Source organism: Nitrospirota bacterium (assembly GCA_035516965.1).
Classification (GTDB): Bacteria; Nitrospirota; UBA9217; order UBA9217; family UBA9217; genus MHEA01.
On sequence record DATIZR010000088.1, the window covers coordinates 1 to 23,766 of the forward strand.

At 59.5% G+C, this 23,766-nt stretch carries 20 protein-coding genes; 17 read left to right on the forward strand and 3 right to left on the reverse strand.

The features are described from left to right. Nucleotide 1: 1 nt before the first annotated feature. Nucleotides 2-142, forward strand: coding sequence for an AlpA family phage regulatory protein (locus VL197_13220; protein ID HUJ18938.1), 141 nt, complete (start codon nucleotides 2-4; stop codon nucleotides 140-142). A gap of 489 nt (nucleotides 143-631) precedes the next feature. Here VL197_13220 and VL197_13225 read toward each other — a convergent pair whose 3' ends face one another. Then, complete coding sequence (locus VL197_13225) at nucleotides 632-1,006, reverse strand: DsrE family protein (GenBank protein HUJ18939.1); 375 nt, start codon at nucleotides 1,004-1,006, stop codon at nucleotides 632-634. 435 nt (nucleotides 1,007-1,441) lie between these two features. Between VL197_13225 and VL197_13230 the strand changes: the two genes are divergently transcribed. The 6 genes from VL197_13230 to VL197_13255 all read left to right on the forward strand — a co-directional run bounded on the left by VL197_13230 (nucleotide 1,442) and on the right by VL197_13255 (nucleotide 12,361). Next, on the forward strand, nucleotides 1,442-2,320 hold the full coding sequence (locus VL197_13230; GenBank protein HUJ18940.1) for a phosphate/phosphite/phosphonate ABC transporter substrate-binding protein: 879 nt from the start codon (nucleotides 1,442-1,444) through the stop codon (nucleotides 2,318-2,320). After that, nucleotides 2,320-4,986 (forward strand): PAS domain S-box protein, encoded by a 2,667-nt coding sequence (locus VL197_13235; GenBank protein HUJ18941.1) that lies wholly within the window; start codon nucleotides 2,320-2,322, stop codon nucleotides 4,984-4,986. Before VL197_13230 ends, VL197_13235 begins: the two co-directional genes overlap by 1 nt. Before the next feature lie 451 nt (nucleotides 4,987-5,437). Then, complete coding sequence (locus VL197_13240; GenBank protein HUJ18942.1) at nucleotides 5,438-6,367, forward strand: diguanylate cyclase; 930 nt, start codon at nucleotides 5,438-5,440, stop codon at nucleotides 6,365-6,367. Then, nucleotides 6,364-9,342 carry a PAS domain S-box protein gene (locus tag VL197_13245; GenBank protein ID HUJ18943.1) on the forward strand — a complete coding sequence of 993 codons (2,979 nt, stop codon included), beginning with the start codon at nucleotides 6,364-6,366 and terminating at the stop codon, nucleotides 9,340-9,342. Before VL197_13240 ends, VL197_13245 begins: the two co-directional genes overlap by 4 nt. A 101-nt stretch (nucleotides 9,343-9,443) precedes the next feature. Next, a complete protein-coding gene (locus VL197_13250) occupies nucleotides 9,444-9,884 on the forward strand; it encodes a response regulator (protein HUJ18944.1) in 441 nt (146 codons plus the stop codon). Between the two features lie 365 nt (nucleotides 9,885-10,249). Beyond that, nucleotides 10,250-12,361 (forward strand): PAS domain S-box protein, encoded by a 2,112-nt coding sequence (locus VL197_13255; protein HUJ18945.1) that lies wholly within the window; start codon nucleotides 10,250-10,252, stop codon nucleotides 12,359-12,361. A 96-nt stretch (nucleotides 12,362-12,457) separates the two neighbouring features. Here the strand turns inward: VL197_13255 and VL197_13260 are convergent, their stop codons facing one another. Then, nucleotides 12,458-12,676, reverse strand: coding sequence for an RND transporter (locus VL197_13260; GenBank protein ID HUJ18946.1), 219 nt, complete (start codon nucleotides 12,674-12,676; stop codon nucleotides 12,458-12,460). Nucleotides 12,677-12,730: 54 nt separating this feature from the next. Then, nucleotides 12,731-13,618, reverse strand: a complete 888-nt coding sequence (locus VL197_13265; GenBank protein HUJ18947.1) for an HDOD domain-containing protein — start codon at nucleotides 13,616-13,618, stop codon at nucleotides 12,731-12,733. Between the two features lie 179 nt (nucleotides 13,619-13,797). On the opposite strand from VL197_13265, the gene VL197_13270 reads away from it, so the two are divergent. From VL197_13270 to VL197_13315, 10 genes are all read left to right on the forward strand, one after another. Next, nucleotides 13,798-16,362, forward strand: a complete 2,565-nt coding sequence (locus tag VL197_13270; protein HUJ18948.1) for a cation-translocating P-type ATPase — start codon at nucleotides 13,798-13,800, stop codon at nucleotides 16,360-16,362. Nucleotides 16,363-16,377: 15 nt separating this feature from the next. Continuing rightward, complete coding sequence (locus VL197_13275) at nucleotides 16,378-17,136, forward strand: YdcF family protein (protein HUJ18949.1); 759 nt, start codon at nucleotides 16,378-16,380, stop codon at nucleotides 17,134-17,136. A gap of 152 nt (nucleotides 17,137-17,288) precedes the next feature. Next, nucleotides 17,289-17,768 (forward strand): MarR family transcriptional regulator, encoded by a 480-nt coding sequence (locus tag VL197_13280; protein ID HUJ18950.1) that lies wholly within the window; start codon nucleotides 17,289-17,291, stop codon nucleotides 17,766-17,768. Next, on the forward strand, nucleotides 17,761-17,985 hold the full coding sequence (locus VL197_13285) for a CDGSH iron-sulfur domain-containing protein (protein ID HUJ18951.1): 225 nt from the start codon (nucleotides 17,761-17,763) through the stop codon (nucleotides 17,983-17,985). Before VL197_13280 ends, VL197_13285 begins: the two co-directional genes overlap by 8 nt. Before the next feature lie 39 nt (nucleotides 17,986-18,024). After that, the gene (locus VL197_13290) at nucleotides 18,025-18,450 is read left to right on the forward strand and encodes a DoxX family protein (protein HUJ18952.1); all 426 of its coding nucleotides are present in this window, start codon (nucleotides 18,025-18,027) and stop codon (nucleotides 18,448-18,450) included. A 496-nt stretch (nucleotides 18,451-18,946) separates the two neighbouring features. Then, entirely contained in the window at nucleotides 18,947-20,389 is a 1,443-nt protein-coding gene (locus VL197_13295; GenBank protein HUJ18953.1) for a HAMP domain-containing sensor histidine kinase, read from the forward strand. Then, nucleotides 20,332-20,778 (forward strand): tetratricopeptide repeat protein, encoded by a 447-nt coding sequence (locus VL197_13300; protein ID HUJ18954.1) that lies wholly within the window; start codon nucleotides 20,332-20,334, stop codon nucleotides 20,776-20,778. The genes VL197_13295 and VL197_13300 overlap by 58 nt, the downstream gene beginning before the upstream one ends. 15 nt (nucleotides 20,779-20,793) lie before the next feature. Then, entirely contained in the window at nucleotides 20,794-22,158 is a 1,365-nt protein-coding gene (locus tag VL197_13305) for a sigma-54 dependent transcriptional regulator (protein HUJ18955.1), read from the forward strand. 370 nt (nucleotides 22,159-22,528) lie between these two features. Next, nucleotides 22,529-22,768 (forward strand): hypothetical protein, encoded by a 240-nt coding sequence (locus VL197_13310; protein ID HUJ18956.1) that lies wholly within the window; start codon nucleotides 22,529-22,531, stop codon nucleotides 22,766-22,768. A 56-nt stretch (nucleotides 22,769-22,824) separates the two neighbouring features. Then, entirely contained in the window at nucleotides 22,825-23,526 is a 702-nt protein-coding gene (locus tag VL197_13315; GenBank protein HUJ18957.1) for a hypothetical protein, read from the forward strand. The last annotated feature ends 240 nt before the right edge of the window (nucleotides 23,527-23,766 follow it).

Below are 23,766 nucleotides of genomic sequence, written 5' to 3' on the forward strand. Positions count from 1 at the left end.
GATCATCCCTGTAAGCAAGAGCTCCTGGTGGGCAGGAGTAAAATCGGGAAAGTATCCAAAGCCTGTGAAGTTGTCCGCCCGTTGCACTTGTTGGCGAGTTGAAGATATCCGGTCGTTGATAACGCAACTAAGGCAATCATGACGGGCCCCACGATCCAGCGCAAATCTTTGCCTTGCATCCTCGGAATGGATGCTGTATCATCACTTCATCACACTTACTCGGACAGTGGCTGTTGCACCCCGGTTCAAAAGAATTTTAGGGGCGAAGTAGTGGGTGTAGTTTTGGGTATACGAAGAAAAATCGAACAGGAATTATATAAGTAATTCAAATTGTTATAGGGTCAGTTCGATTGCCTTCTCGCCACCAAAATAAAACAGAGCCGGTCATTTCTTGACCGGCTTTGTTCATCTAAGGGGATCGAACCAAAGGGAGCTTGAGGGAAAGGATTTCCCTCATGTTTCGGGAGAGGTCACGAGAGGGCAGGCCCTTTCGTGAAGCGAAGCGCGTGAGATTCCCCTTCTCGTCCACCAATCTCATAACCGTTCTCGGGCGGAAGATGTGTGAAACGCAAAGCCATGCAGGGTGCTCCTGCATGGCTTTGCTGTTCTGTCCGCGTCAACGGACTCCGGACTAAAAGAACAGCATCCCGTCGTACTCCAGAGCATAGCTGACGAGCTGCACGCCGCCCATGATCTCGGTCCCTTCGATGAGGTCCTCTTTCCGCAGATTCCTGTTCCGAGCCACCTGTTCGCAGAGCTCGAACTTGACGCCTGCCTCACGGGCTTCCGCAAGCCGCTGCTCGAAGGTCGGCATCCCGGGCGGAAGCGACCCTTCCTCCCGTATCTTTCCTTTGATGACAGCGTCCGCGCCGTCCTGAACACAGTAGACGACCGTATCGCAGCCTGAGGTCGCGGCCAGGGCGGCGAACATGAGGGCTGATTTCACCTTGCCCACATCCCTGATACCAGTTGACAGCTGGACCGCAAATCGTTTCCTTTCTTCCATGGCTCCTCCTCTGCAGCCGACTCCTCTCGTCTCCCTGGCGTAGATGCATCAAAGCCGAAAGAGAACTCACCCGAATACTATACACCATGATCCTGTCAATGGCCACACGATAAGGATCCGGCACTACTGCCCGTGGCAAGGGCGCCAGTTTCCCTAGTGATTTGGCCTGGCATTTCGCGATCCAAGACGAAAGATTCGACCGCGGCAGTGGATCCCCCGCCGGCAGGAGCGGGGATTGCAAGTCGCGGGATTCAGAAATGAATGCCGTCGCAAAAACTTGCACAATGAGGATAATTATAGTATTATTCAGACGGGAAGAACCCTCTGGTTTTCGCGTTCCCCGCACAGCGGGAATGTGAGCGGCGGAGGCATGGGGGCAGGGCAGGCCTTCTCACTCCTGAGGGGAATCGGCAAGAAGAAAGCATGAGTCGACATTTGAAAAGAGTTCTGCCTGTCTCGGCCCGTCTCGTGGCCGTCCTGGTGCTGTTCGGTTTGGCCTGTCTTGCCGGATTGCTTCACTCCGTTCAGTCCCTCGCTGCGGCGGAACAGGACACCTACACGTTCGCCGTCGTTCCGCAGTACCCCCCCGCCGCCATCAAGCGCGATTGGGGTCCTTTCATTGAAAGGGTCTCCCGTGATGCCGGGGTTGCGTTGAAGCTGCAATTTTACAAATCAATTCCCGACTTCGAACAGGAAATCCATGAAGGCATTCCCGATTTCGTCTATCTGAACCCCTACCATGCCGTCATGGCAAAAAAGGCGCAGGGCTACATCCCCCTCGTACGGGACGGCGAGAACCAGCTGGTGGGAATTATCGTTGTAGATAAGGACAGCGATTTCACGTCCGTGGAGGACCTGAACGGCAAGACGATCGTATTCCCATCCCCGAATGCATTTGCCGCTTCCTTGTATATGCGAGCGCTTCTTACCACGCAGGAAAAAATAAAATTCACGCCAAAATATGTCATCACCCATAGTAATGTCTATAAGCATGTGTTGGCAGGGATGGCTGCCGCAGGCGGCGGTGTGAACAAGACCCTGGAAAACGCACCGCAGGAGCTCAGGGACGAGCTTCGCATCATCTACCGCACTCCTCCGGTCGTTTCTCATCCCATCGCGGTCCATCCTCGCGTCCCTCTATCGGTCCGCAAAGCGGTCGTCAATGCCCTCTTGAAGCTGAACGAGGATGCTGGGGCCGATGGCCTTCTTAAGGCCGTCGGAATAGAGAAAATCGTGAGGGCAAATTACGAAAGAGATTACGGGCCGATCGAACGACTGGGCCTCGAGAAGTACGTCGTGAAAGGAGGGGATTGATGAGCAACAGGAGATGGCTTCATTTCGTCTTCCCGAGACGACTCCCTCTCCAGGTCGGTTTCATTGTGTCCCTTCTGCTGCTCACCACGATCGGGATATACGCATGGCATACGGCGAGCGTGCAGACCGAAGCGTCGCTGGAGGCCATAGAGTCGCAGGCGACCATCATGGCCAAAAGCGTTGCGAACCTCAGTATGAACTACCTGTTGACGGAGGACCTTGCGTCGATAGAATCGCTGCTGCTGAAAGTCGCCGAGTTCCCCCATGTCCGGTCCCTGTCCGTTGCCAATCCCGAAGGCTCTCTGCTGAGCCGCGTGGTCCATGTCGACAATTCCGCGCCCAAGGTTCAGTACAGCCTGGACCGGCTCAGAACACCGCCGGGCAGAAACCCGGAGATCATCGTGGACGAAGGCGGGATCAGCGTCTGGTATCCCATCGCGGATGAGTCACTCCTGGGGTGGGTGAATGTCGATTACAGCCTGCGCGCCATCAGCGACCTCCGCAGGGGCATCTGGAAGGATTCCCTCGTTGCCGCGCTGATCGTCGTATCGGTGAGCACCGCATGTATCCTGATCTTTTTGAGCCGCCCGCTCCGCGCGGTCGGCAGGATCACGGACTTCGCGAAAAGGCTGGATGTGGACCGCGGAGCCACGGTCCGCGTGGAGGCGGGCTCGCTGGAGATCGAGCAGCTTGCCGCCGCTCTGAACACGACATCGCAGAAGCTGTATGAACAGGACCATTCCTTGAGAGATTTCGCCGGGCGCCTGGAGCGTCTGAGGCGGCAGAACCTGTTGATCCTGGAAGCCGCCGGCGAGGGGATCCTTGGACTGGACAGGGAGGGAAACCATACCTTTGTCAATCCTGCCGCGGCGGTTATGCTGCGGTGCAGGGCTGAGGACCTGGCCGGCCAACCCTGGTCCGCGGCGTGGCACTGCCGGGCGGCGGACGGGACCCGCCGGGAAGACGAATGCCCGATCGAGTCCACGCTCAGGGACGGCGTCGTCCACCGCATCGAAGAAGGGTTCTTCCGGAGAAAGGACGGGACAAGGTTCGCCGTCCAGTACACGACCACCCCGATCCGGGAAGGGGACCGGATAACCGGCGCGGTGGTGACCTTCAGGGACATCAGCGAGCGCATAGAGGCTGAAGAGGCTCTGCGGGATTCTGAAAAAAAATACCGCACCTTGTTCGAAGAATCAAAAGACGTCATCTTCATCAGCACGCCCGAAGGAAGGGTCAACGATATGAACCCCGCGGGCTTGACCCTCTTCGGCTATCCGTCAAAAGAGGAGATGCTGTCCGTCAACATCGGGAAAGATCTCTATGCAACGCCCGGGGACCGGGAGGCATTCAAGGAGGCCATGGCGCGTCGCGGCTCCGTTGCCGACTTTGAGGTCAAGCTGAAGAAGAAGAGCGGGGAGGGCATCGATGCCCTGGTCACGGCGACGACGGTCCGGAATGACGCAGGGGCGGCCGTAGCCTACCGGGAGATGCTTCGGGACGTCACGGTGGAGCGTAAGCTGGAGGCGCAGCTTCGCCACGCACAGAAAATGGAGGCGGTCGGTCAGTTGACGGGCGGCATAGCGCATGACTTCAACAATATCCTGTCGGCGATCATCAGTTATGGATACCTTCTGCAGATGAGCAGCGAGCTTGACGAGAAATCGAGGTCCTACGTGGAGCATATGCTCTCATCGGCGGAGCGGGCGGCCAATCTCACGCAAAGCCTCCTGGCGTTCAGCAGAAAGCAGATCATCAACCCGAAACCGGTGGATCTCAACCAGATCATCCGGAAGGTCGAGAAGCTATTGGCCAAGCTGATCGGGGAGGACGTGGAATTCGGGGCCAGCCTTTCCGAAGAACGTCTGACGGTCGTTGCCGACAGCGGACAGATGGAGCAGGTCTTGATGAATTTCGCAACCAACGCGAGGGATGCCATGCCTCGGGGAGGAAAGCTGGCGCTCGAAACGAAGCGTGTTGTCCTGGGCAGCGATTTCCAGCGGGCCCACGGTTTCGGAGAACCGGGCACCTACGCATGCATCGCGGTGGCGGATACGGGGGTCGGCATGGACGCACAAACTGCAAAAAAAATATTCGACCCCTTTTTTACGACCAAGGAGGTCGGGAAAGGCACCGGCCTCGGGCTCTCGATCGTGTACGGCATCATCAAACAGCACAATGGCTATGTCACGGTGCACAGCGAGCCCGGAAGGGGAACGACGTTCAATATCTATCTGCCCATCAGCAGAATTGACGCAGAAGAGATCAGGCCTGCCAACTTCCTGGCCGCGGCAGGCGGCACGGAAACCATCCTGGTGGTCGAGGACGATAATGACGTGAGACGGCTTGCGCGCATTGTCCTGCAGGAGTTCGGCTATGCGCTCATCGAGGCACAGGACGGGGAGGAAGCCCTGGAAACGTTCAGGGCACACAAGGATGACGTCGATCTCCTGCTCCTGGACGTGATTATGCCGAAGAAGAACGGCAGGGAGGTCTACGAAGAAATAAAGAAGATCAGGTCCGATATCAAGGTCCTGTTCACGAGCGGCTATGCGGCTGATGTCCTTCAGGGGAGAGAGATCCTCGACGAGGGGCTGCACCTGATCTCAAAGCCCCTTTCACCCGATGCTCTCTTGAAGAAAGTAAGAGAGATACTGGACGCATGAGATGTGAGGAACACAGGAAATTCATTGACTGTCTGAGGCCGGCAAGATAAGCGGCAAAGGTGCAGGCCGCCGCGTTGGCAATTTTTCTAGAACGCAAGCATATGCGACTGCGCCGGGACACCCCGTAGCGGATTCCCTGGCCCCTGACCTGTAATTCTTGCGGGAGCGTGCCTGGTCCGGATTCGCTTTTATTCCGACATCCTGATATAAAATGTAATCGACAAAGTGTCTATGCTGAATTCTCAGAAGAGAATATCAACTTCAACGATGGCATCCCTGCGATAGGCCGCTCCACGCTGATCACCCTCAGGCATGTCCGTTTTCCCCGGCAATCTATTCATGCGACCCCGCTTTACAAACAATCATTTCTCCTATATTCTGTAAAGGAAGGGCCCTCGACAAAAGATGGAAAGAGTGGCATTATAAAAACAGGACTGTCGGGGAGCATACTATGGCAAAAAGGAACACATCGACCGTGGCCAGCGACGTCATCACAATCTTACTCGTAGAGGACGATCCCAGCGACGTCGAACTCATCCAGGAGATGCTGGCGCAGCTATCAATCCGCGCCAACGTCGTGTGCGTGGACCTCCTCAGCTCCGGCCTTGCGCATCTGGGACGGAACAAGACCGACATCGTCCTGCTGGACATGAACCTGCCCGACAGTACGGGACTGGAAACGCTTACCGGTCTGCTGGAATCCTCGCCCGATGTTCCCGTGGTAGTGCTTACCGGTCTCTCGGACGACGCGTTCGGCATGGAAGCGGTGAAGAAGGGCGCCCAGGATTATCTGGTCAAGGGGGAGATAGACGCCCGGATGTTGAACCGCGCACTGCATTATGCCATAGAGCGGCATAAGCTCGAGGCCGAGCTGAAGCGCGTCAATGAACAGCTTTTCCGCCAGGCAACGACAGACGTATTGACCGGCGTTTATAACCGCCTGAAGTTCAATGAGGTGCTCGAAGCAGAGATAAGGCGGGTCATGAGGCATTTCTCACCGCTCTCGCTCATCATGCTCGACATCGACCATTTCAAGGGGATCAACGATACCTTCGGGCACAGTACCGGCGACCGCGTGCTGCAGCAGATGGCGCAGCTCATGAAGGACAATCTCAGGAAGTACGAGTCCCTCGCCCGCTGGGGAGGGGAAGAATTCATGATCCTTGTTCCCGATGATGATTTGGAGCAGGCCTCCCAACTTGCCGAGAGACTGCGGGGGGTCATCGAACAATCCACCTTCTCGGCAGCATCGCCGGTGACCGGCAGTTTCGGAGTCACCCAGCTCAGGGAAGACGACACCATCGATTCCTTAATCAACAGGGCGGATGATGCACTCTATCGCGCCAAGAAGCGCGGCAGGAACAGGGTGGAGACGGCATGACGATTGGTGGAAGGGGGGGCCAAGAGCGGGAGGGTCGCGACCGGATGTGGAGCCGTGTCGAAGGTTCTTTCCCCGTTCAGTGGCTCCTTCTCGGCGTTGCGCTCCTGCTGCTCGGCGTTGCGCTGATGTACAACCTCGCCAAGAGCAAGGCGGACCTCCTGGCGGGAGAGCGTCTGCGCCTGCATACCCAGGCGCGGGTCATCAATGACAATCTCGCCCAGCAGTTGGAGGGGACCGACAGGGCCCTCCTGTCCATCCGCGACGAACTCAGGGGCCGGCCCGCGGCCCAATGGTCGCTTGCGGTTTCCACTCGCCGCTTGAAAGCGCTCGATGACGTGATGCCCGGCGTCCGGACGCTCTTTGTCGCCGACTCCCGGGGTATCATACGTCTCTCCGACCGGAAGGAGATCATCGGATACGACCTCGGCCAGCGGGAGTATTTTCACCAGGCCCGCGAGCATCCCGACACGGATACACTGTTCGTTTCAAAGCCGTACAAGACAATTCTGGGCGCCTGGGTCATGAACCTGACCCGGGTGATCCCGGGAAGGAACAACGAATTCAGCGGCATCGTGGTGGCGACGCTCGATCCCGATTTTTTCAAGACCCTGCTGGGGTCGGTGAACTACGCCCCTGACATGGCGGCCTCGGTCGTTCATGGAGACGGTATGCAGTTCCTGGTCGTGCCTGAACAGGAAGCCGGGGCGGGTGGGAGCCTGGCCCAATCCGGTTCGTTCTTCGCGCGCCATCGGGAAAGCGGCAGGGACGAGAACCTGTTCACCGGCGCGGCGGGGAAAGCGCGCATAGTGGTGCTGCGCACGATCAGGCCCGCCAGCGTCCCCCTGGACAAGCCAATGGTGGCCGTCGTGGGAAGAGACCTCTCCGCGATCACCTCCGGCTGGAGGAAGGATGCGCTGAGCCAGGGCGCGATCTTCGGCATCATTGCCCTGACATCATTCGCCGCTCTTGCGGCCTTCCAGCGGCGCCAGGGCGCCCACCACCGGCAGATGGAGATCACGAACGTCAGGCTGCGCGAAAGTGAGGCCCGTTTCCGCAGGCTTTTCGAGGACACCGCTGAAGCCGTTCTGCTGATGGAGGGCGGCCGTTTCATAGATTGTAATCGCGCGGCGCTTGCGATGCTGCGCAGGGAGTCCGTGGACGAGGTTCGTGGTCTTTCGCCGGACAGAATATCGCCCGAGTACCAGCCCGACGGCCGGCCTTCCGGCCAAAAATCGGCCGCGCTGCTCGCCGCCGCGTTCGAACAGGGGAACCAGCTGTTCGAATGGGAGCACGTCCGCGCCGACGGCGAACATTTCTTCGTCGAGGTGCTGCTCACGCCCATCCTGAGCCGGGATCGGCAGCTGCTCCACGTGGTCTGGCGCGACATCGGCGAGCGGAAGCGGGCGGAATCATTGCTCCGCGCCCGGGTGAGGCTCAATGACATCGCGAGGGAACGCTCGCTGGACGACATGATGCAGGCCGCCCTGGACGAGGCAGAGGCGCTCACCAACAGTACCATCGGCTTCTTCCACTTCCTGGGGGAGGACCAGACGACCCTGCAGCTCCAGGCCTGGTCGACCAACACCATCGGGAGCATGTGCACCGCCGAAGGCAAGGGGAAGCACTACCCGGTCAGCGCCGCGGGGGTATGGGCCGACTGCATCCGGGAGCGCAAGCCGATCATCCACAACGACTACCGGGGTCTGCCGAACCGGAGAGGGCTCCCGGAGGGGCATGCCCCGGTCATCCGCGAGGTGGTCGTGCCGGTCGTGCGCTACAACAGGATCGATGTCATCATGGGCGTTGGCAACAAGGCGCGCGACTACACGCAGAAGGATGTCGATACCCTGACGACCTTAGCAGCCGCGGCAAGCGATATCGTGCTGCGAAAGCGGGCGGAAGAGATGCTTGCGCACATGGCGGCCATCGTTCAATCTTCGGATGACGCGATCATCAGCAAGACGATCGACGGCGTCATCACCAGTTGGAACCCCGGAGCGGAAAAGCTGTTCGGGTACGGAGCGGAGGAGGTCATCGGCCGGTCCATGGCCATGCTGTTCCCGCCCGATCGAGCCGCGGAGGAGCGGGACATCCTCTCCCGCATCGCGCGGGGGGAACGGGTCGAGCACGTTGAGACGGTACGGATACGCAAGAACGCGCAATGGGTCGATGTCTCGGCGGCTATTTCGCCGATCAAGGACCAGGACGGGACAATCATCGGGGCGTCGACGATCGCACGCGACATCACGGAGCGCAAGAGGGCCGAAGCGCGACTGAAGCAGGTCATGTTCGAGCTCGAGCGCTCGAACCGGGACCTGGAGCAGTTCGCCTACGTCGCCTCCCACGACCTGCAGGAGCCCCTGCGCAAGGTCGCGAGCTTCACGGAGCTGCTCGAGAAGCGGTACCGGGGGAAGCTCGACGAAAAAGCGGACACCTATGTTGCTTACATCGTGGACGGCGCCAGGCGCATGCAGATGCTGATCAAGGACCTCCTGGCCTATTCGCGCATCACGACGCGCGGCCAGGGGTTCGTCAAAAACGACTGTAATGCGGTGCTCGGCCGCGTGCTGAAGGACATCGATGTGGTCATCCATGAGTCCGGCGCATCCATCACGGCCGATCCGCTTCCCACGGTGCCGGGAGACGAAACGCAGCTGGGACAGCTGTTCCAGAACCTCGTTGGGAACGCGGTGAAGTACCACGGCGACGCGGCTCCCCGGGTGCATATCTCAGCAGTCCGGAAAGACGCGGAATGGGAGTTTTCAGTGAAGGACAACGGCATCGGAATCCCGATGGAATACGCCGAGCGGATATTCGTGATCTTCCAGCGGCTTCATACACGGACGGAGTACTCTGGCACCGGCATCGGACTTGCGGTCTGCAAGAAGATCGTGGAGCGCCACGGCGGGCGGATCTGGGTGGAATCGGAGCCAGGAAGGGGCTCGATTTTTTACTTTACATTGCCGGCCGAATGATGGTATGTATTTTCCGTCCCCGGCAGCGCCAGGGAACGGATGCGTCAAGGAGAAGGAAGTTCCGGGCCGGCCGCTTGAGAGCCGCGCGGAGGAGACGAAGCATGAGAACTCGAAAAGATATCGATGTGCTGCTGGTCGAGGATGACGCCGGCGACGTGGAACTGACCCGGGAGGGGCTGGCTGCGGCAAAGCTGATCGTCAACCTCCATGTGGTAGACGACGGTGTAAAGGCGCTCAAGTTCCTGCGACGCGAACATCCCTATTCCGATGTTCCGCGGCCTGACGTGGTCCTCCTCGACCTCAATATGCCGAAGAAGGACGGCAGGGAAGTGCTCAAGGAGATCAAGGACGACAAGAACCTCCACAGCATCCCGGTAGTTATCCTGACTACGTCGGATGCCGATGCCGACATCGTGAAGTGCTACGACCTGGGGGCAAATTGTTATATAACCAAGCCCGTAGGATTTGACGCCTTCATCAAGGTGGTAAATACGCTTGAAGAATTCTGGTTCACGGTGGTGAAGATGCCGCCCAAGCCGTGATGCCTCGACCGAAATACCCTGAGCGCTCTCCCATGAATCCCGCGACTTGCAATCCCCCGGCTCCTGCCCGGGGTAATGCGTCGTAGTCCGCAGGAGGTCGCGTCCCTAAAGGGGCGCCGCCAGCTCCCGCAGGTGGGGCTCCACTGCCCGGAAATTTCCATTGCGTCCTCAAGGACCTTTTTTCTGTAGTGCACAGACCGCCGCAGACGCAGGTAATGTGGTGTGATCGTTGCGCTACCAACGGTAACACACCGCAGTTCCCATCGTAATTTCCCTACCCTTTTTGCCCGGAATTTGATAAGCTTTTTACGCGGTCTTTTATCTCGCTCTGCTCCGTTCAGTGTTCTGCCGCACCGGGAGTTCCCATGTTCAAACTCACTCCTTTCAGGATCATCCTCATATACATCGTCCTCAGCGTCACCTGGATCGCGACGTCCGATCTGCTCGTCGAGGCGATCGCGGCGAACACCCGCATGTACACGATCCTGAGCATCATCAAGGGCTGGCTGTTCATCTTCGTGACCGCCTCGATCATGTACGGCCTCATGAAGCAGTACGCCATCGGCCGCGACCGGGCTGATCAGGCGCTGCACGAGAGCGAGGAGCGCTGGAAGTTCGCCCTCGAAGGCGCCGGGGACGGCCTCTGGGACTGGAACGTGCAGACCAACGAGGTATTTTACTCCCATCAGTGGAAAGCGATGCTGGGATACGGAGATGACGAGATCGGCAACACTCTCGATGAATGGGACAAGCGGGTCCATCCCGGGGACAAGGAATACGTGTACCGCGAGATCCAAAGGCACTTTTCCGGGGAGGCCCCCGTGTACATGAGCGAGCACCGAATGCTGAGCAGGGACGGAACGTACAAGTGGGTCCTCGACCGGGGCAAGATCGTCACCCGCACTTCCGACGGAAAGGCACTGCGCGTTATCGGCACCCATACCGACATCACCGAGCGAAGGCGGGCCGGGGAAGCGCTGCAAGAGAGCCAGGAGCGTTTCAAGGAGCTCGCGGACTCCCTGCCGCAGTCCGTCTTCGAGTGCGACCTGCAGGGCAACTTCACCTACTTCAACAAGACCGGCCTGAAAGCCTTCGGCTACACTGAGTCTGATATCAGCGCGGGTATGAGCGTCCTGCAAGTCGTCGATCCGCAGGACCGGCAGCTGGTCCGCGAGGCCATGGAGCGGCGGCTCGAGGGCCAGCAGTTCGGGTACACGGAGTTTCACGCCCTTCGCCGGGACGGGAGCACCTTCTTCGTGGGCGTTCATACCGCACCGATCAGGCGCGGGGACAGAACCGTCGGCCTGCGGGGGCTTGCCATCGATATGTCGGACCACAAACTGGTCGAAGCGGAGATGCAGAAGGTGGAGAAGCTGGAATCGCTCGGCATCCTGGCAGGCGGCATCGCCCATGACTTCAACAATATCCTGACGGCGATCCTCGGCAACATCGCCCTGGCGCGCATGCGGCTCAAGCCGGGCTCCTTCGAACACGACCGGCTCAACGACGCCGAAAAGGCCTCGAACCATGCCAGGGACCTGACCATGCAGCTGCTCACCTTTTCGAAGGGAGGCGAGCCCGTCACAAAGACCGTCGCGATCGACCAGGTGATCCGGGACGCGGTGGGCTTCGCGCTGCGCGGCGCGCGGGTGAGGAGTTCGCTGCACTTTGACGTCGGCCTCTGGCCTGTCGAGGCGGACGCGGGACAGATGAGTCAGGTATTCCAGAACCTCGTACTGAATGCCTGCCAGGCCATGCCCGAAGGCGGGGTGATTACCATCGAGGCCTGCAACGCCCGGGAGGAGATGCTGAACGTGCTGCCGGCGCGGCGGGGCCGCTATGTGCACGTGACGGTGCGCGATGAAGGCACGGGTATCCCGGAGGAATATCTCGCCAAGATCTTCGACCCCTTTTTCACGACGAAGCAGACCGGGAGCGGCCTCGGACTCGCGGTCACCTATTCCATCATCAAGAACCACGGCGGCCAGATCACCGTCAGCTCCCGGATCGGTCAGGGGACGACCTTCACGCTCCTGCTGCCCGCGTCGGAGTCGCCCGCAGCAGAGCTTCAGGCAGCTTCCGCCGTCTCGTTCCGGGGAAAGGGCAGCATCCTGATCATGGATGACGAGGAAATGGTGAGGAACGTCGCCGGCGACATGGTCCGTGAATTCGGCTTTGAGGTCGTTTTCGCGCGGGACGGTCTGGAAGCGGTGCGTCTCTATAAGGATGCGGCGGATGCGGGGAAGCCTTTTGTCGCGGTCATCATGGATCTGACCATACCGGGCGGCATGGGAGGCAGGGAAGCGGTCCAAGAGCTGCTGCACATCGACCCCAATGTCCGCGCCATCGCGTCGAGCGGATATTCGAACGACCCGGTGATGGCCAATCACCGGGAGTACGGATTCAGCGCGGTCATCGCAAAACCCTACAAGCCTGAGGATCTGGGTTTACTCCTGCGGGACCTGCTGAAGGCCTAGATGCTCTCGCAGCACCGGCAAGAACGAGATGATCGCGATCGGCATGCCTCCCCTCCTTCTCTCCATGGCTGCGCCGGGGGGAAAACCCTTCACCTTTCATTTCGGCGTCAGCGAGACGATCGCTTTCAGCATCAGAAGAACCCAGGGCGTTCCATGCAGCACCAGATCGAACCAGTCGATCGGCCTGACGAGTTCGCCTTTCGCAAGCATGTGGAGCTTTTCCCAGATGTGGGGAGGCGCGAACGGGGCGAGCCCCAGCGTCAAACAGGCCAGGATCAGGATTCCCCAGGGCAGCTTTGCCAGCACGTCGACCATCTTCCTCCTCGCCCGATGCCCCGCGGCTGCGCCGGCGAGCGTGCATCCGGATCGCTATCCTCTGACGGTGCCGACGGGTCCTTTTTTCTGTTTCCCCCGGGCCTCCAACTGGCGCCGGGTGGGCGTTTCCTGCACTTCGAGAAATTCTTCGACCCCTAATGCGGTAAACAGCCTCCGGATGGCGTCGCCCGGCGTCCTGGTTACGATGTCAGAAGAGTCGGGCATGGGCGATTTCAAAACCAGCTTTCCGTACCTTCTAAAGCTGTCCTCGGTCATTGCCTCGGCCAGTTTGATGATCCCGGGCAGGGAAAGGGACTCCTCGTCGAATTCGATGACGGACAGACCGATGGCCTTTTTCAGGAAGGGATCCAGATCCAGCCTGTCCATGATGATCAGGGCCAGGTCTTTTTCATGCTTTTCGATGAAGTCATCGCTAAGGTCCATCCCCAGTTCCCGCGCCTTCAAGAGCGCATTTTTCCCGAGTTGGGAAAGAAGCCCCCCTGTCTCTACCTTGCGCACGAGTTCATCCTTGAGGTTCATCTGCTCGGCGATGGTCCTTCCGAGTATGCCGATGCTGGCGCTTTTCGCGGCACGCAGCCTGGCCTCGGGGCCCTTGCCGAGCGCAAAGAGCGAAAGCGAGAAAAAGAGGAGTTTCACCCGGTCAGCGCCAAGGCGCATGACGGCGTCAAAGAAATCGGGGACCTCTGCCTGCGTGCTGTGGCTGAAGTAAACGGAACGCGCGATCTCGAGGATGGTGACCGCAAGCTCCGGGTTCTTGACGGCGATCTTTGCCCCCAGCTCCTCAATCTTGCCTTTGCCGGCGTTGACATCATCGAGGATATTCAGTTCAGACAGGTTGATTCCCCGGCTGATCCCCGAGAAAATGTGCTCTTCTATGGTCTTCAGGATCCGCAGATCCGTTTCCGGAATCGTCTCGTTCATGGTCCTCTCCTTTCCGGAGGGCCCGCAGGTCGCAGCAGAAAGCTCTGAATAAACTATAGCACAAAAGGGCGGCGCCGGTACACCCGCGCGGCAGCGGGACACATCAGGGTATGGTCTTTTCAATTCAGGCCCGTTTGTGTATACTGCGAAGACCGTATCCGATCGAGAACGCGATCTCTATGCTCAATCCCTCCGACATCAGCACTCCCTCCGGACTTTCGGAGTCCGAAGCGGCCGCGCGGCTCCAGACCGAAGGATACAACGAGATACCGTCCGCGAAGAAGCGGAGCACGATCGCGATAGCCCTGGAGGTCGCGCGGGAGCCCATGTTCCTCCTCCTTGTCGCCTGTGGGGCCATTTACCTGGTCCTGGGCGATCTCCGGGAAGCCGTCATGCTGCTCGGCTTCGTGTTCGTGGTCGTCGGCATCACCCTGTACCAGGAGCGCAAGACAGAGCGGGCGCTCGAAGCGCTTCGGGACCTGTCAAGCCCCCGCGCACTGGTCATCAGGGAGGGCAGGCAGAGGCGTATTCCCGGCAGGGAAGTGGTGCGCGGCGACGTCATTGTCCTCGTCGAGGGCGACCGGGTGCCGGCAGACGCGGTAATCCAGTCCTGCACGAATCTGTCCGTGGATGAATCGCTGCTGACCGGGGAATCCGTTTCGGTCCGGAAGAAGGCGTGCAATGATACCGGCGGGATGACCCGGCCGGGCGGCGAGGATCTGCCGTTCCTCTACTCGGGGACGCTCGTCGTCAAAGGGCAGGGGATCGCGACCGTCCAGGTCACGGGCGCTGATACGGAAATGGGAAAGATCGGCAGGGCGCTCCGGATCGTGGAGACGGAGGAGACCCCGCTCCAGCGGGAGACGGAGCAGATCGTCCGCAGGCTCGCGCTCCTCGGGCTGTTCCTGTGCACGATCGTGGTCATCGTCTATGGAGTGACGCGCTCGAACTGGCTCGACGGCTTTCTCGCGGGCATCACGCTCGCCATGGCATTACTGCCCGAGGAATTCCCCGTGGTGCTCACCATTTTCCTCGCCCTCGGAGCGTGGCGCATTTCCCGGCAGCGGGTCCTCACGAGGCGGGTCCCCGCTGTCGAGACCCTCGGCGCTGCGACCGTGCTCTGCGTCGACAAGACCGGGACGCTGACGCAGAACCGAATGTCCGTCGACACGATCTGGGCCCGGAACGAGTTCTACGGGATCGATCACAGCGCGCAGGGCGCCATCCCGGAGCAGTTCCACGAAGTGATCGAATTCAGCATCCTTGCCAGCCAGAAGGCCCCCTTCGATCCCATGGAGAGGGCGTTCAAGGACCTGGGCGAACAATCTCTTTCCCGCACCGAGCATCTCCATGCCGACTGGACGCTGGTTCGCGAGTATCCGCTCTCCGACCATCTCATGGCGCTGTCCCACGTCTGGCAGTCGCCGAACGGCAGCGAGTTCGTCATCGCGTCGAAAGGGTCGCCCGAGGCGATCGCCGATCTCTGCCATCTGGACCGGGACCGGAGGGAGGAACTGGCAAAGACCGTGGAGTCCCTGGCGAACAAGGGCCTGCGCATCCTGGGCGTCGCTCGCTCCCGGTTCGTCAGCAGGGACCTCCCCGGGCAGCAGCATGATTTTCCCTTTGACTTTGTCGGCCTGGTCGGTCTTGCCGACCCCGTCCGGCCCGGTGTGCAGGAGGCAACGGCGGAATGCGCCGCAGCCGGCATCCGCGTCATCATGATCACCGGCGATTACGCAGGGACGGCCGCAAGCATAGCGAGCGCGATCGGCCTTCCCACGGCGGCCGGCATCATCACCGGGGCGGAGCTCGACGCCATGGATGACGGCGTTCTCCGGGAACGGATCAGGAGCGTGAACATTTTCGCGCGCGTCGTCCCGGAGCAGAAGCTCCGGATCGTGCAGGCCCTCAAGGCCAACAACGAGGTCGTGGCCATGACCGGAGACGGGGTGAATGACGCGCCGGCGCTCAAGGCGGCACACATCGGGATCGCCATGGGCGGGCGGGGCACCGACGTTGCCCGCGAGGCATCGGCTCTTGTGCTCCTGGACGACGATTTTTCCTCGATCGTCAAGGCGGTGCGCATGGGCCGGAGGATCTTCGATAATCTCAGGAAGGCGGTCGCTTACATAGTATCGGTCCATGTGCCGATCGCGGGCATGTCGCTCATCCCGGTCTTGTTCAAATTGCCGCTGGTGCTCCTGCCGGTGCATATCGTGTTTCTGGAATTGATCATCGATCCGGCCTGTTCCATCGTGTTCGAGGCCGAGCCGGAGGAAGCGGGCGTGATGAACAGGCCTCCGCGGGGTCCCGCTACCCCGCTCTTCAGCGCCAGGACGGTCGCGATCAGCCTGCTGCAGGGCCTGAGCGTTCTGATCGTCCTGCTGGCTGTGTTCCTCATGTCGCTCCGGCGAGGACAGGGGGCCGACGAAGCGAGAGCGATGACGTTCACTACGCTGATCGTTGCCAATCTCTGCCTCATCTTCATCAACCGCTCCTGGACCCGGCCGATCCTGTCCTCGCTGCGCACCTGGAATGCCGCGCTCTGGTCGGTGACGGGAGGCGCCGTGGTGTTTCTTGCCTTGGCGCTCTCCGTCCCTTTTTTCCGCAGGATGTTCAACTTTGCGGTCCTTCACCCCGTTGACGTCGCTGTCTGCGTCGCCGCGGGTATATTCAGCATCCTCTGGTTCGAAGTACTGAAACTGATGAACCTTCGGGGGCAGCGCTCCGCCCCGGGTGCCTGATAAAAGGAGCATATCATGTGGTTTGTCGCTGCCAAGACCCTGCTGTATCTCCTTGTGCCGCCTGCGGGCCTGTTCTTGCTCATGATCGCGGGGTTTGTCATCATCAGGCTCTGCCCCCAGTTTGGCCGATTTCTGGTCGCCACGGGCTTTCTCGCGCTCTATGCCCTGAGCATCAGCCCGGTCTCCGGCGTGCTGCTCCGGCCGCTGGAGTCCGCCGTCCCGCCGCTCAAGGATACGCGGGTCGCTGCCGACGCAGTCGTGGTCTTGGGGGGAGGCGTACGTGACCTGGGCTGGGCAGGCCTGCCCGCGGCGCCTTCCAGCGCTTCCCTCGAGCGGCTCGTAAGCGGGATCGCCCTGCAGCGCAGGCTGAATGTTCCTCTCGTCCTGGTCGGAGGGAACGGCGACCCCGCAGGGTCCGTTATTGCGGACGCCGAAGCCATGGCACGCACCGCCCGTGAAGCCGGTGTCGCTGCCAGGCGGATCATCGTCGAGAGCCGGTCCCGGAACACGATCGAAGGCGCTCAGGCGCTCGGCCGGCTGATCGCGGGCAGGCGCATCGTTCTCGTAACGTCCGCCACGCACATGAAACGGGCCGCGGCCCTCTACCGGAAGAGCGGATTCGCCGTGATCCCCGCCCCGACGGCCTATATCGGAGAACAGCGGCCGGTCACGCTCTCGTCCTTCATCCCCCATGCGTCAAACCTCGGGGAATCGGCCGTGGCCTGCACCGAGTACGCGAGCCTGTTCTGGTACACGGTGAACGGCGCGATGTGATCCGGGCGAGACAAACGCCACCCCCTGCGACTTCGCCCGTCCCGGCGACCTCCTCCCAAAACGACAGGCGTAAGCCCCTTGACAACGGCGAAGGGCGCGGTATAATTAACTTAATATTAAGTAATTTAGTATTGAAATAATTGTGCAGGGTAATGATCAGGAGCCAGCATAAGGGTAGCCGCGGCGAGGCAAGGGCGCTGAATGCGTATGTAAAGCTGATGCGGGCGGCCGAGTCGGTATCGGCGAGCATTCACGGCCATTTGAGCCGGGCGGGGCTGACCATCAGCCAATTCGGCGTGCTTGAGGCGATCTATCACCTCGGTCCACTGAGTCAGGCGGAGATTGCCCGAAAGATCCTGAAGAGCACGGGAAACATCACCATGGTGATCGATAACCTGGAGAAGCGGGGGCTGGTAAAGCGGGAACGGGACGCCGAGGACCGGAGGTACTATTCGGTCCGGCTGACGCCATCCGGGAAAAAGCTTATCGCTGACATCTTTCCCCGCCACGCCGGGCGGATCGCTCAGGGCATGAACATACTGACGAAAGCGGAGCAGGAGACACTCGGCAATCTGTGCAGGAAGCTCGGAAGGGGTATTGCCTCAGCCGGGCAAGGGGGAAAAGATGAGTAAGGACCTGCCGTTCGTAACCGAGCTGGAGCCGGGCACCTGCTTCTGGTGCAGCTGCGGCAAGTCCGGCAAAGGGCCCTTCTGTGACGGCCCGCATGCGGGGACAGGCTTCCAGCCCGTCGAGTTCTCGGTCGCCGGGAAAGCGAAGGCCGGCCTGTGTCAGTACCAACGGACGAAAAAAGCGCCTTATTGCGATGGGGCCCACTCACGGGTTGATTAAGGGCCATCGGGCGGAGAAGGACAAGAAAAGGAGGACCTCATGCTTAAGAAATTACTTCAGACGAATGATGATGTGTCAATGCTGATCCTCAGGGTGCTGCTTGGGATCGTGTTCATTCCCCACGGGATGCAGAAGCTGCTCGGCTTTTCTGGCGTGATGCAGATGTTTACCACGCAGCTTGGTATTCCGACCCTTTTCGCATTCCTGGCCATCATGACCGAGATTCTCGGGCCGGTGGGGTTGATCACCGGGCTTTTGACCCGTGTTGCCGCATTGGCGATCGGCGTCGAAATGGCGGTCGCCGTATACATGATCCACTGGCAGAACGGGTTCTTCATGAACTGGTTCGGGAACCAGAAGGGCGAAGGTTTTGAGTATCACATCCTGGTCATCGCGATCGCGCTGGTGCTCATGATCGGAGGCGGCGGCAAGTGGTCGATCGACCGGGCTCTTGCCAGCAAATGACTGATGACCGTCACTCGTAACCAGGCGGGCATCCGGGGTCACCCAAGGGGGTGACCCCTTTTTTTCATGGAACGGTTTGCACAAGGAGGGGTCCCATGAAGGACCCGGGCATGGTTCAGAACGTCATCACAGGCAAGCCGAGGGTCTCGTGATGATGAATATGAGGGTGAACGGGAAGTCGCCTACGAGTACCGGGAGGGAACGCCCACTTGATCAGGGACAAATGACACGTCCGGGATCATTATTCATCATGGAGAGAGGCATCGTTCCGTGAAGGGATTTTCATACACCTCCCGGCTTCTGTAAAACAAACCCATTGCATTTATCAACCCTATCGGGATCCCGGCTCCATGCTCATTGTTGCGTTCCGAATCAAAAAGTGTTAGTTTATCTCGCGTTCGAACGGTTGAACCACTTGCGCCTTGGAATTGGGTCTGTCTCTTTTTTCCCGGCTTTGTTGCCGAATTGCTGTTCCACTCCGTATTCAGGTGATGTCGTGAGAGTCGGCATTTTCCCCCGATTGATGGCCGGATATATCGCGCTCCTCGTGCTTTCCACGGGAGTGAGCGTCTACGCCATTATGCAGTTCGGCAAGGTCAACAATTTCGCCCAATCCATCTTGTTCGTGGACAACCCGCTCATCGACCTGCATAAAGACCTCACCGATGCCCTGCTGTCCGAGACCCGGTACGAGAAAAAGTTCCTCATCCTGCGGGATGAGGCGCTCTATGACAGGTTCCTCGCATCAGGGAACGATTTCGAACGGATACTCCGGGGGGCGAACCTGGTGGCTGCTTCGGACCCGGTCCGGGTCCTGCTCGTTGACATCAGAGCGCTCCACGACCGGTACAAGGCGCTGATGCAGGACGAAGTGGGAAAGATGAAATCAGGCATGCGCTATCCCCGGGAACAATACGCCGAAGAGAAGGAACAGGTCGTCAACGCCATCCTCGACAAGCTGAGCACGATGAGGCTCCTGAGCCAGCAAAGCATCTTCCACAAGGTGACGGACCTGAGGAAATCGGGAGAACAGGCGCGCAGAGCGGCCATGGTGATCACCAGCGTGTCGCTGCTCTTCGGGATCGTCCTGTCCTTCGTCATTACCCGGAGCATCACGAAGCCCCTCGGCGAAATGAAAAAAAAGACGGAAGAAATAGCGGAGGGGGTCTTCAAGTCCGACCTGGACCTCGCCTCTCCGCCGGAGATCCGTGAACTGGCGCGGGCCTTCAACTCCATGAGCATCAAGCTCAAGGAAGTGGACCGGATGAAGTCCGACTTCTATGCGCTCATGTCCCACGAGCTGCGCACGCCCCTTGCCTCCATACAGGAAGGAACGAACCTGCTCCTGGAAGGACTGGGCGGTGAGATTGCCGAACGGCAGAGGAGGCTTCTGACCATTATTGCCGAGGAGAGCAAACGCCTGATCGAGCAGGTGAGCTCTCTCCTGGACCTCTCAAAGCTCGAAGCGGGGATGCTGGCGTACAATTTCTCCCGGGCCGAGCTTCGGCCGCTCATCGCCAAGGCAGTGGAAGAAGTGGCTCCTCTGGCCGAGGCGAAGAAGATCAGCATCGAACAGGCTGTCTGCGAACTGCCCCCCGTATTGATGGACGGCGAGCGGATTCTGCAGGTATTGCGGAACCTAATCGGGAATGCGCTGAAATTCACGCCCCCAGGCGGCGTTGTCTGCATCTCGGCACATTTGAACGATGGGGGGGTCAGCGTTTCCGTGGCTGACACAGGGTTCGGGATCCCGAAACCTCACCTGACGGAGATATTCGACAAATATCGCCAGGCGGCGCATAAAGGGTCGGGTCCTTTGAGAGGGACCGGCCTGGGTCTGGCGATCGTGAAGCACATCATCCAGGCGCATGGAGGCAAGGTATGGGCGGAAAGCGAACCCGGCGGGGGCAGTATCTTTACCTTTATATTGCCGGACTGATGCTGCTGGTAAGCTCAAGCTGTGCGGTCCCGGCCAAGACCCCGGGCGGCGGCGAAGAGTGCGCCCGTCTGCATTCGCTGCAGCCCCTCATCGACGGCGGGGAGTTCGAGCGGGCAGTGAGGAAGAGCGAGGACATCCTTGCAGCCTCCCCAAGCGGTCCGCACGCCGACGAGGCGCTCTATGCACTGGGCCTGGTCTACGCACACGCGGGAAACCCCAAGAAGGACTATCGCAAGTCCCGGGACTACTTCGCCCGGCTGGTGAAACAGTTCCCCCACAGCTCCCTCACGGGAGAGGCCAGAATCTGGACCGGCGTTCTCGATATGTTCGAAAAGACAAAAGAGGTGGACATCGAGATCGAAGGCAAGAAGAAATCGATCGTCAAATAGGAGGCGGGAAAGAACATGGCATCAGGCAAACTCCTGGTCGTCGACGACGACCGGAACCTCCTGGAACTGATCAGGATAAGGCTCGAGTCTTCGGGGTTCGAGGTGTATACGGCCCCCGATGAGGTGGAGGCGAGGACCCTGCTGGCAGCTCAGGTCTTCGACCTCGCCATCATCGATTTGCAGCTCGTGCAGACGGACGGCATCTCGCTCATGACCGAGGCGCACCACATGAGCCCCGGCCTGCCCGTCATCATCCTGACCGCCCACGGAAGCATCGAGAGCGCCGTGGAAGCGATGAAAAAGGGCGCTTTTACCTACCTGACCAAGCCTTTTGACGCACGGGAACTGGTCCTCTCCATCGAACGGGCGCTGGAGAACCGGAGACTGACCACGGAGGTCTCGCGGCTGAAGGAACTGGTCCGGGAGCGGTACGATTTCGAGAACATTGTAGCGAGGAGCGGAGAGATGCAGAAAGTGCTGGAGTCGGTGACCCGCATCGCGCGAACCGACTCCACGGTCTTCATTCATGGCGAGAGCGGGACCGGCAAGGAACTGATCGCCCGCGCCATCCACGTCACCGGCGCGAGGAAAGAGGGGCCCTTTGTTGCCATCAACTGTGCGGCAATACCGGAGACGCTGCTCGAAAGCGAGCTCTTCGGCCATGAGAAGGGGGCCTTCACCGGGGCCGTGAGGAACTCGAAGGGCCTGTTCGTCCAGGCCCATGAGGGTACGATCTTCCTGGACGAGATCGGCGACATGACCCTCGCTACGCAGGCGAAGTTTCTGCGGGTCCTGCAGGAACGGCAATTCTTCCCCGTGGGCGGGGAGAGACCGGTGTCCGTGGATGTGAGGGTCATCGTGGCGACCAACAAGGTCCTGGAGAACGAGGTAGCAGAAGGGCGCTTCCGTGAAGACCTCTATTACCGGATCCGGGTGATCCCCATCGAACTTCCGCCGCTCCGGGAGCGGAAAGACGACATCCCTGTGCTGGCCGAGCATTTCCTGAAGAAGTTCGGCGGGTCGATGAAGAAGACGATAACCGGGTTGACACCCAGGGCGCTGCAGAAGCTGATGCTCCACGACTGGCCCGGCAACGTGCGGGAGCTGGAGAACACGATCGAGTATGCTGTTGCCATGGCCCATCAAGAGATCATCACCGACGATCTGGTCCTGCCTGCAAAGGACGGATCAACGGACGGGCAGATCAAACCGCTCAAAGAGGCGCGGGACGACTTCGAAAAGGACTATCTCATCCAGCTCCTCGAGGTTACCCGGGGGAATGTGACGAAGGCCGCGGAGCTGGCAGGGAAGTACCGGGCGGATTTCTACAACCTCCTCAAGAAGTACGTCATCAGCCCGCTTGATTTCAAGAAGAAGTGAAAAGCCGGTGGAGCCCGATCGAGAAAGCCGTTCGGGACTCGGATTCCCTGTTCATGAAAGCCAAAGAAAAGCCGCATCATCTCTCCCTTTTTTCATGATGCAGAATAGACACGCCCCGTCTGGATTTTCCTACAGCATCTAATATTCTGATTTTGCCCGCCAATCACCCAGCCCCGAGCCATTGCCTGTTGTCCGCGCAGGGGAAACCATACAGGTTCTGAAAATCACAACAAGAACAGTGTACACTCGACTCTTTGAAAAACCTGGAGAACTTCGCGAATACATGGTCCCCCCCGATATGGCACAGCAATTGCTCTATTAAGAAGCAAACTCTATCAGAAAAAATATCAGGCGGCGATGAAGGAGGACCATGATGAGCATTAACTTCTTTCCCTTACGGGAGCAGATGCTGAAGGAGATTGAGCGGTGCATATCGCTCGCCAAGCTGGATACGCTGACGAGTTTCTGCAACAGCTGTCTGTTCAAGCTCTACGAAAGCGCCGTAGCACTGGAATGCCACACCTGCCAGGTCCACCAGAGAGCCAAGAACATCATGCAGGAGGCCAGGCGGGAGCCTGTGGATGATGAAGATATGCTCGGATTCTGCTGAGGTCGCGCAGGGAAGACATTCCGAACAACGGAAAGACCAAACCGAAAGGAGCGAACATGCATACGCTAGTCTCTTCTCCAAGGAACGAGGCGGGAACGATAAAGAACGCATCACGCATCCCCATGGCGGGATACGCCGGCCTTGAGTCAATTTGGCCGGCCACGGGGTTCTTCGCTCGACGGAGAACGAAAAAGCTGAAAGAAATAGAGTGTTCCGCGCGGGACATCATGGTGATGGGTTCGACGGGGTTCCATACCTTTGTGGATCCTCAGGGTGCCCTCCACAATGTCCTCAAGAACTGCCGCGAGGCGAAGGTGATGCTCCTGGACCCGCTTCGGGAGGGGACCGTGGTCCGCGCAAGGAGCATACCGCATCCGGACGTCAGCCCCGAGCTGTTCCGGGAGCAGATCATCAGAAGCATCGATTTTCTGAAGGGCCTCAAGGAAGCCGGGAAGAACGTAAGGTTGAAGCTTTACCCGGAGGCACCGCTCCTCAAGCTGGCCGTCCTCGGCGATAACCTCTCAGTACGGTTCTATCACACGGGCGTCAATGCCCGGAACGTGCCCGAATATCTGTTCAGGCAGGACCAGAAGAACCCGGGCAGCCTGTTCGATCCTTTTTACCGGTATTTCCTCGCACGGTGGAGCGATCCGAACATCCCTGAATACGACCTTGATACGGACGAATTCGTGTACCGGGAGCGAAACGGAAATGAAACGAGAAGAGAGAAGTTCAGTGAAGTGACCATGGTGCACTGAGCTGCAAAGGTTGCATACTCAGTTATCCCCCTGGCCGGCCGGAATGCAACGGGAAACCCTCCCCCTGACGCAGACTGGCCGGCCTTTTTTTGTGTGGCGGTCGATCGAAAGAGACAGTATGCCGTCGTCCTGAACGAAGTGAGGGATCTTGAGCATTGAGCATGTCGAGATGCTTCGTTGCACTCAGAATTACGTTTTCGGCAGATTCTTGACTCTATGGCTTGCCTGCGAGAATACGTC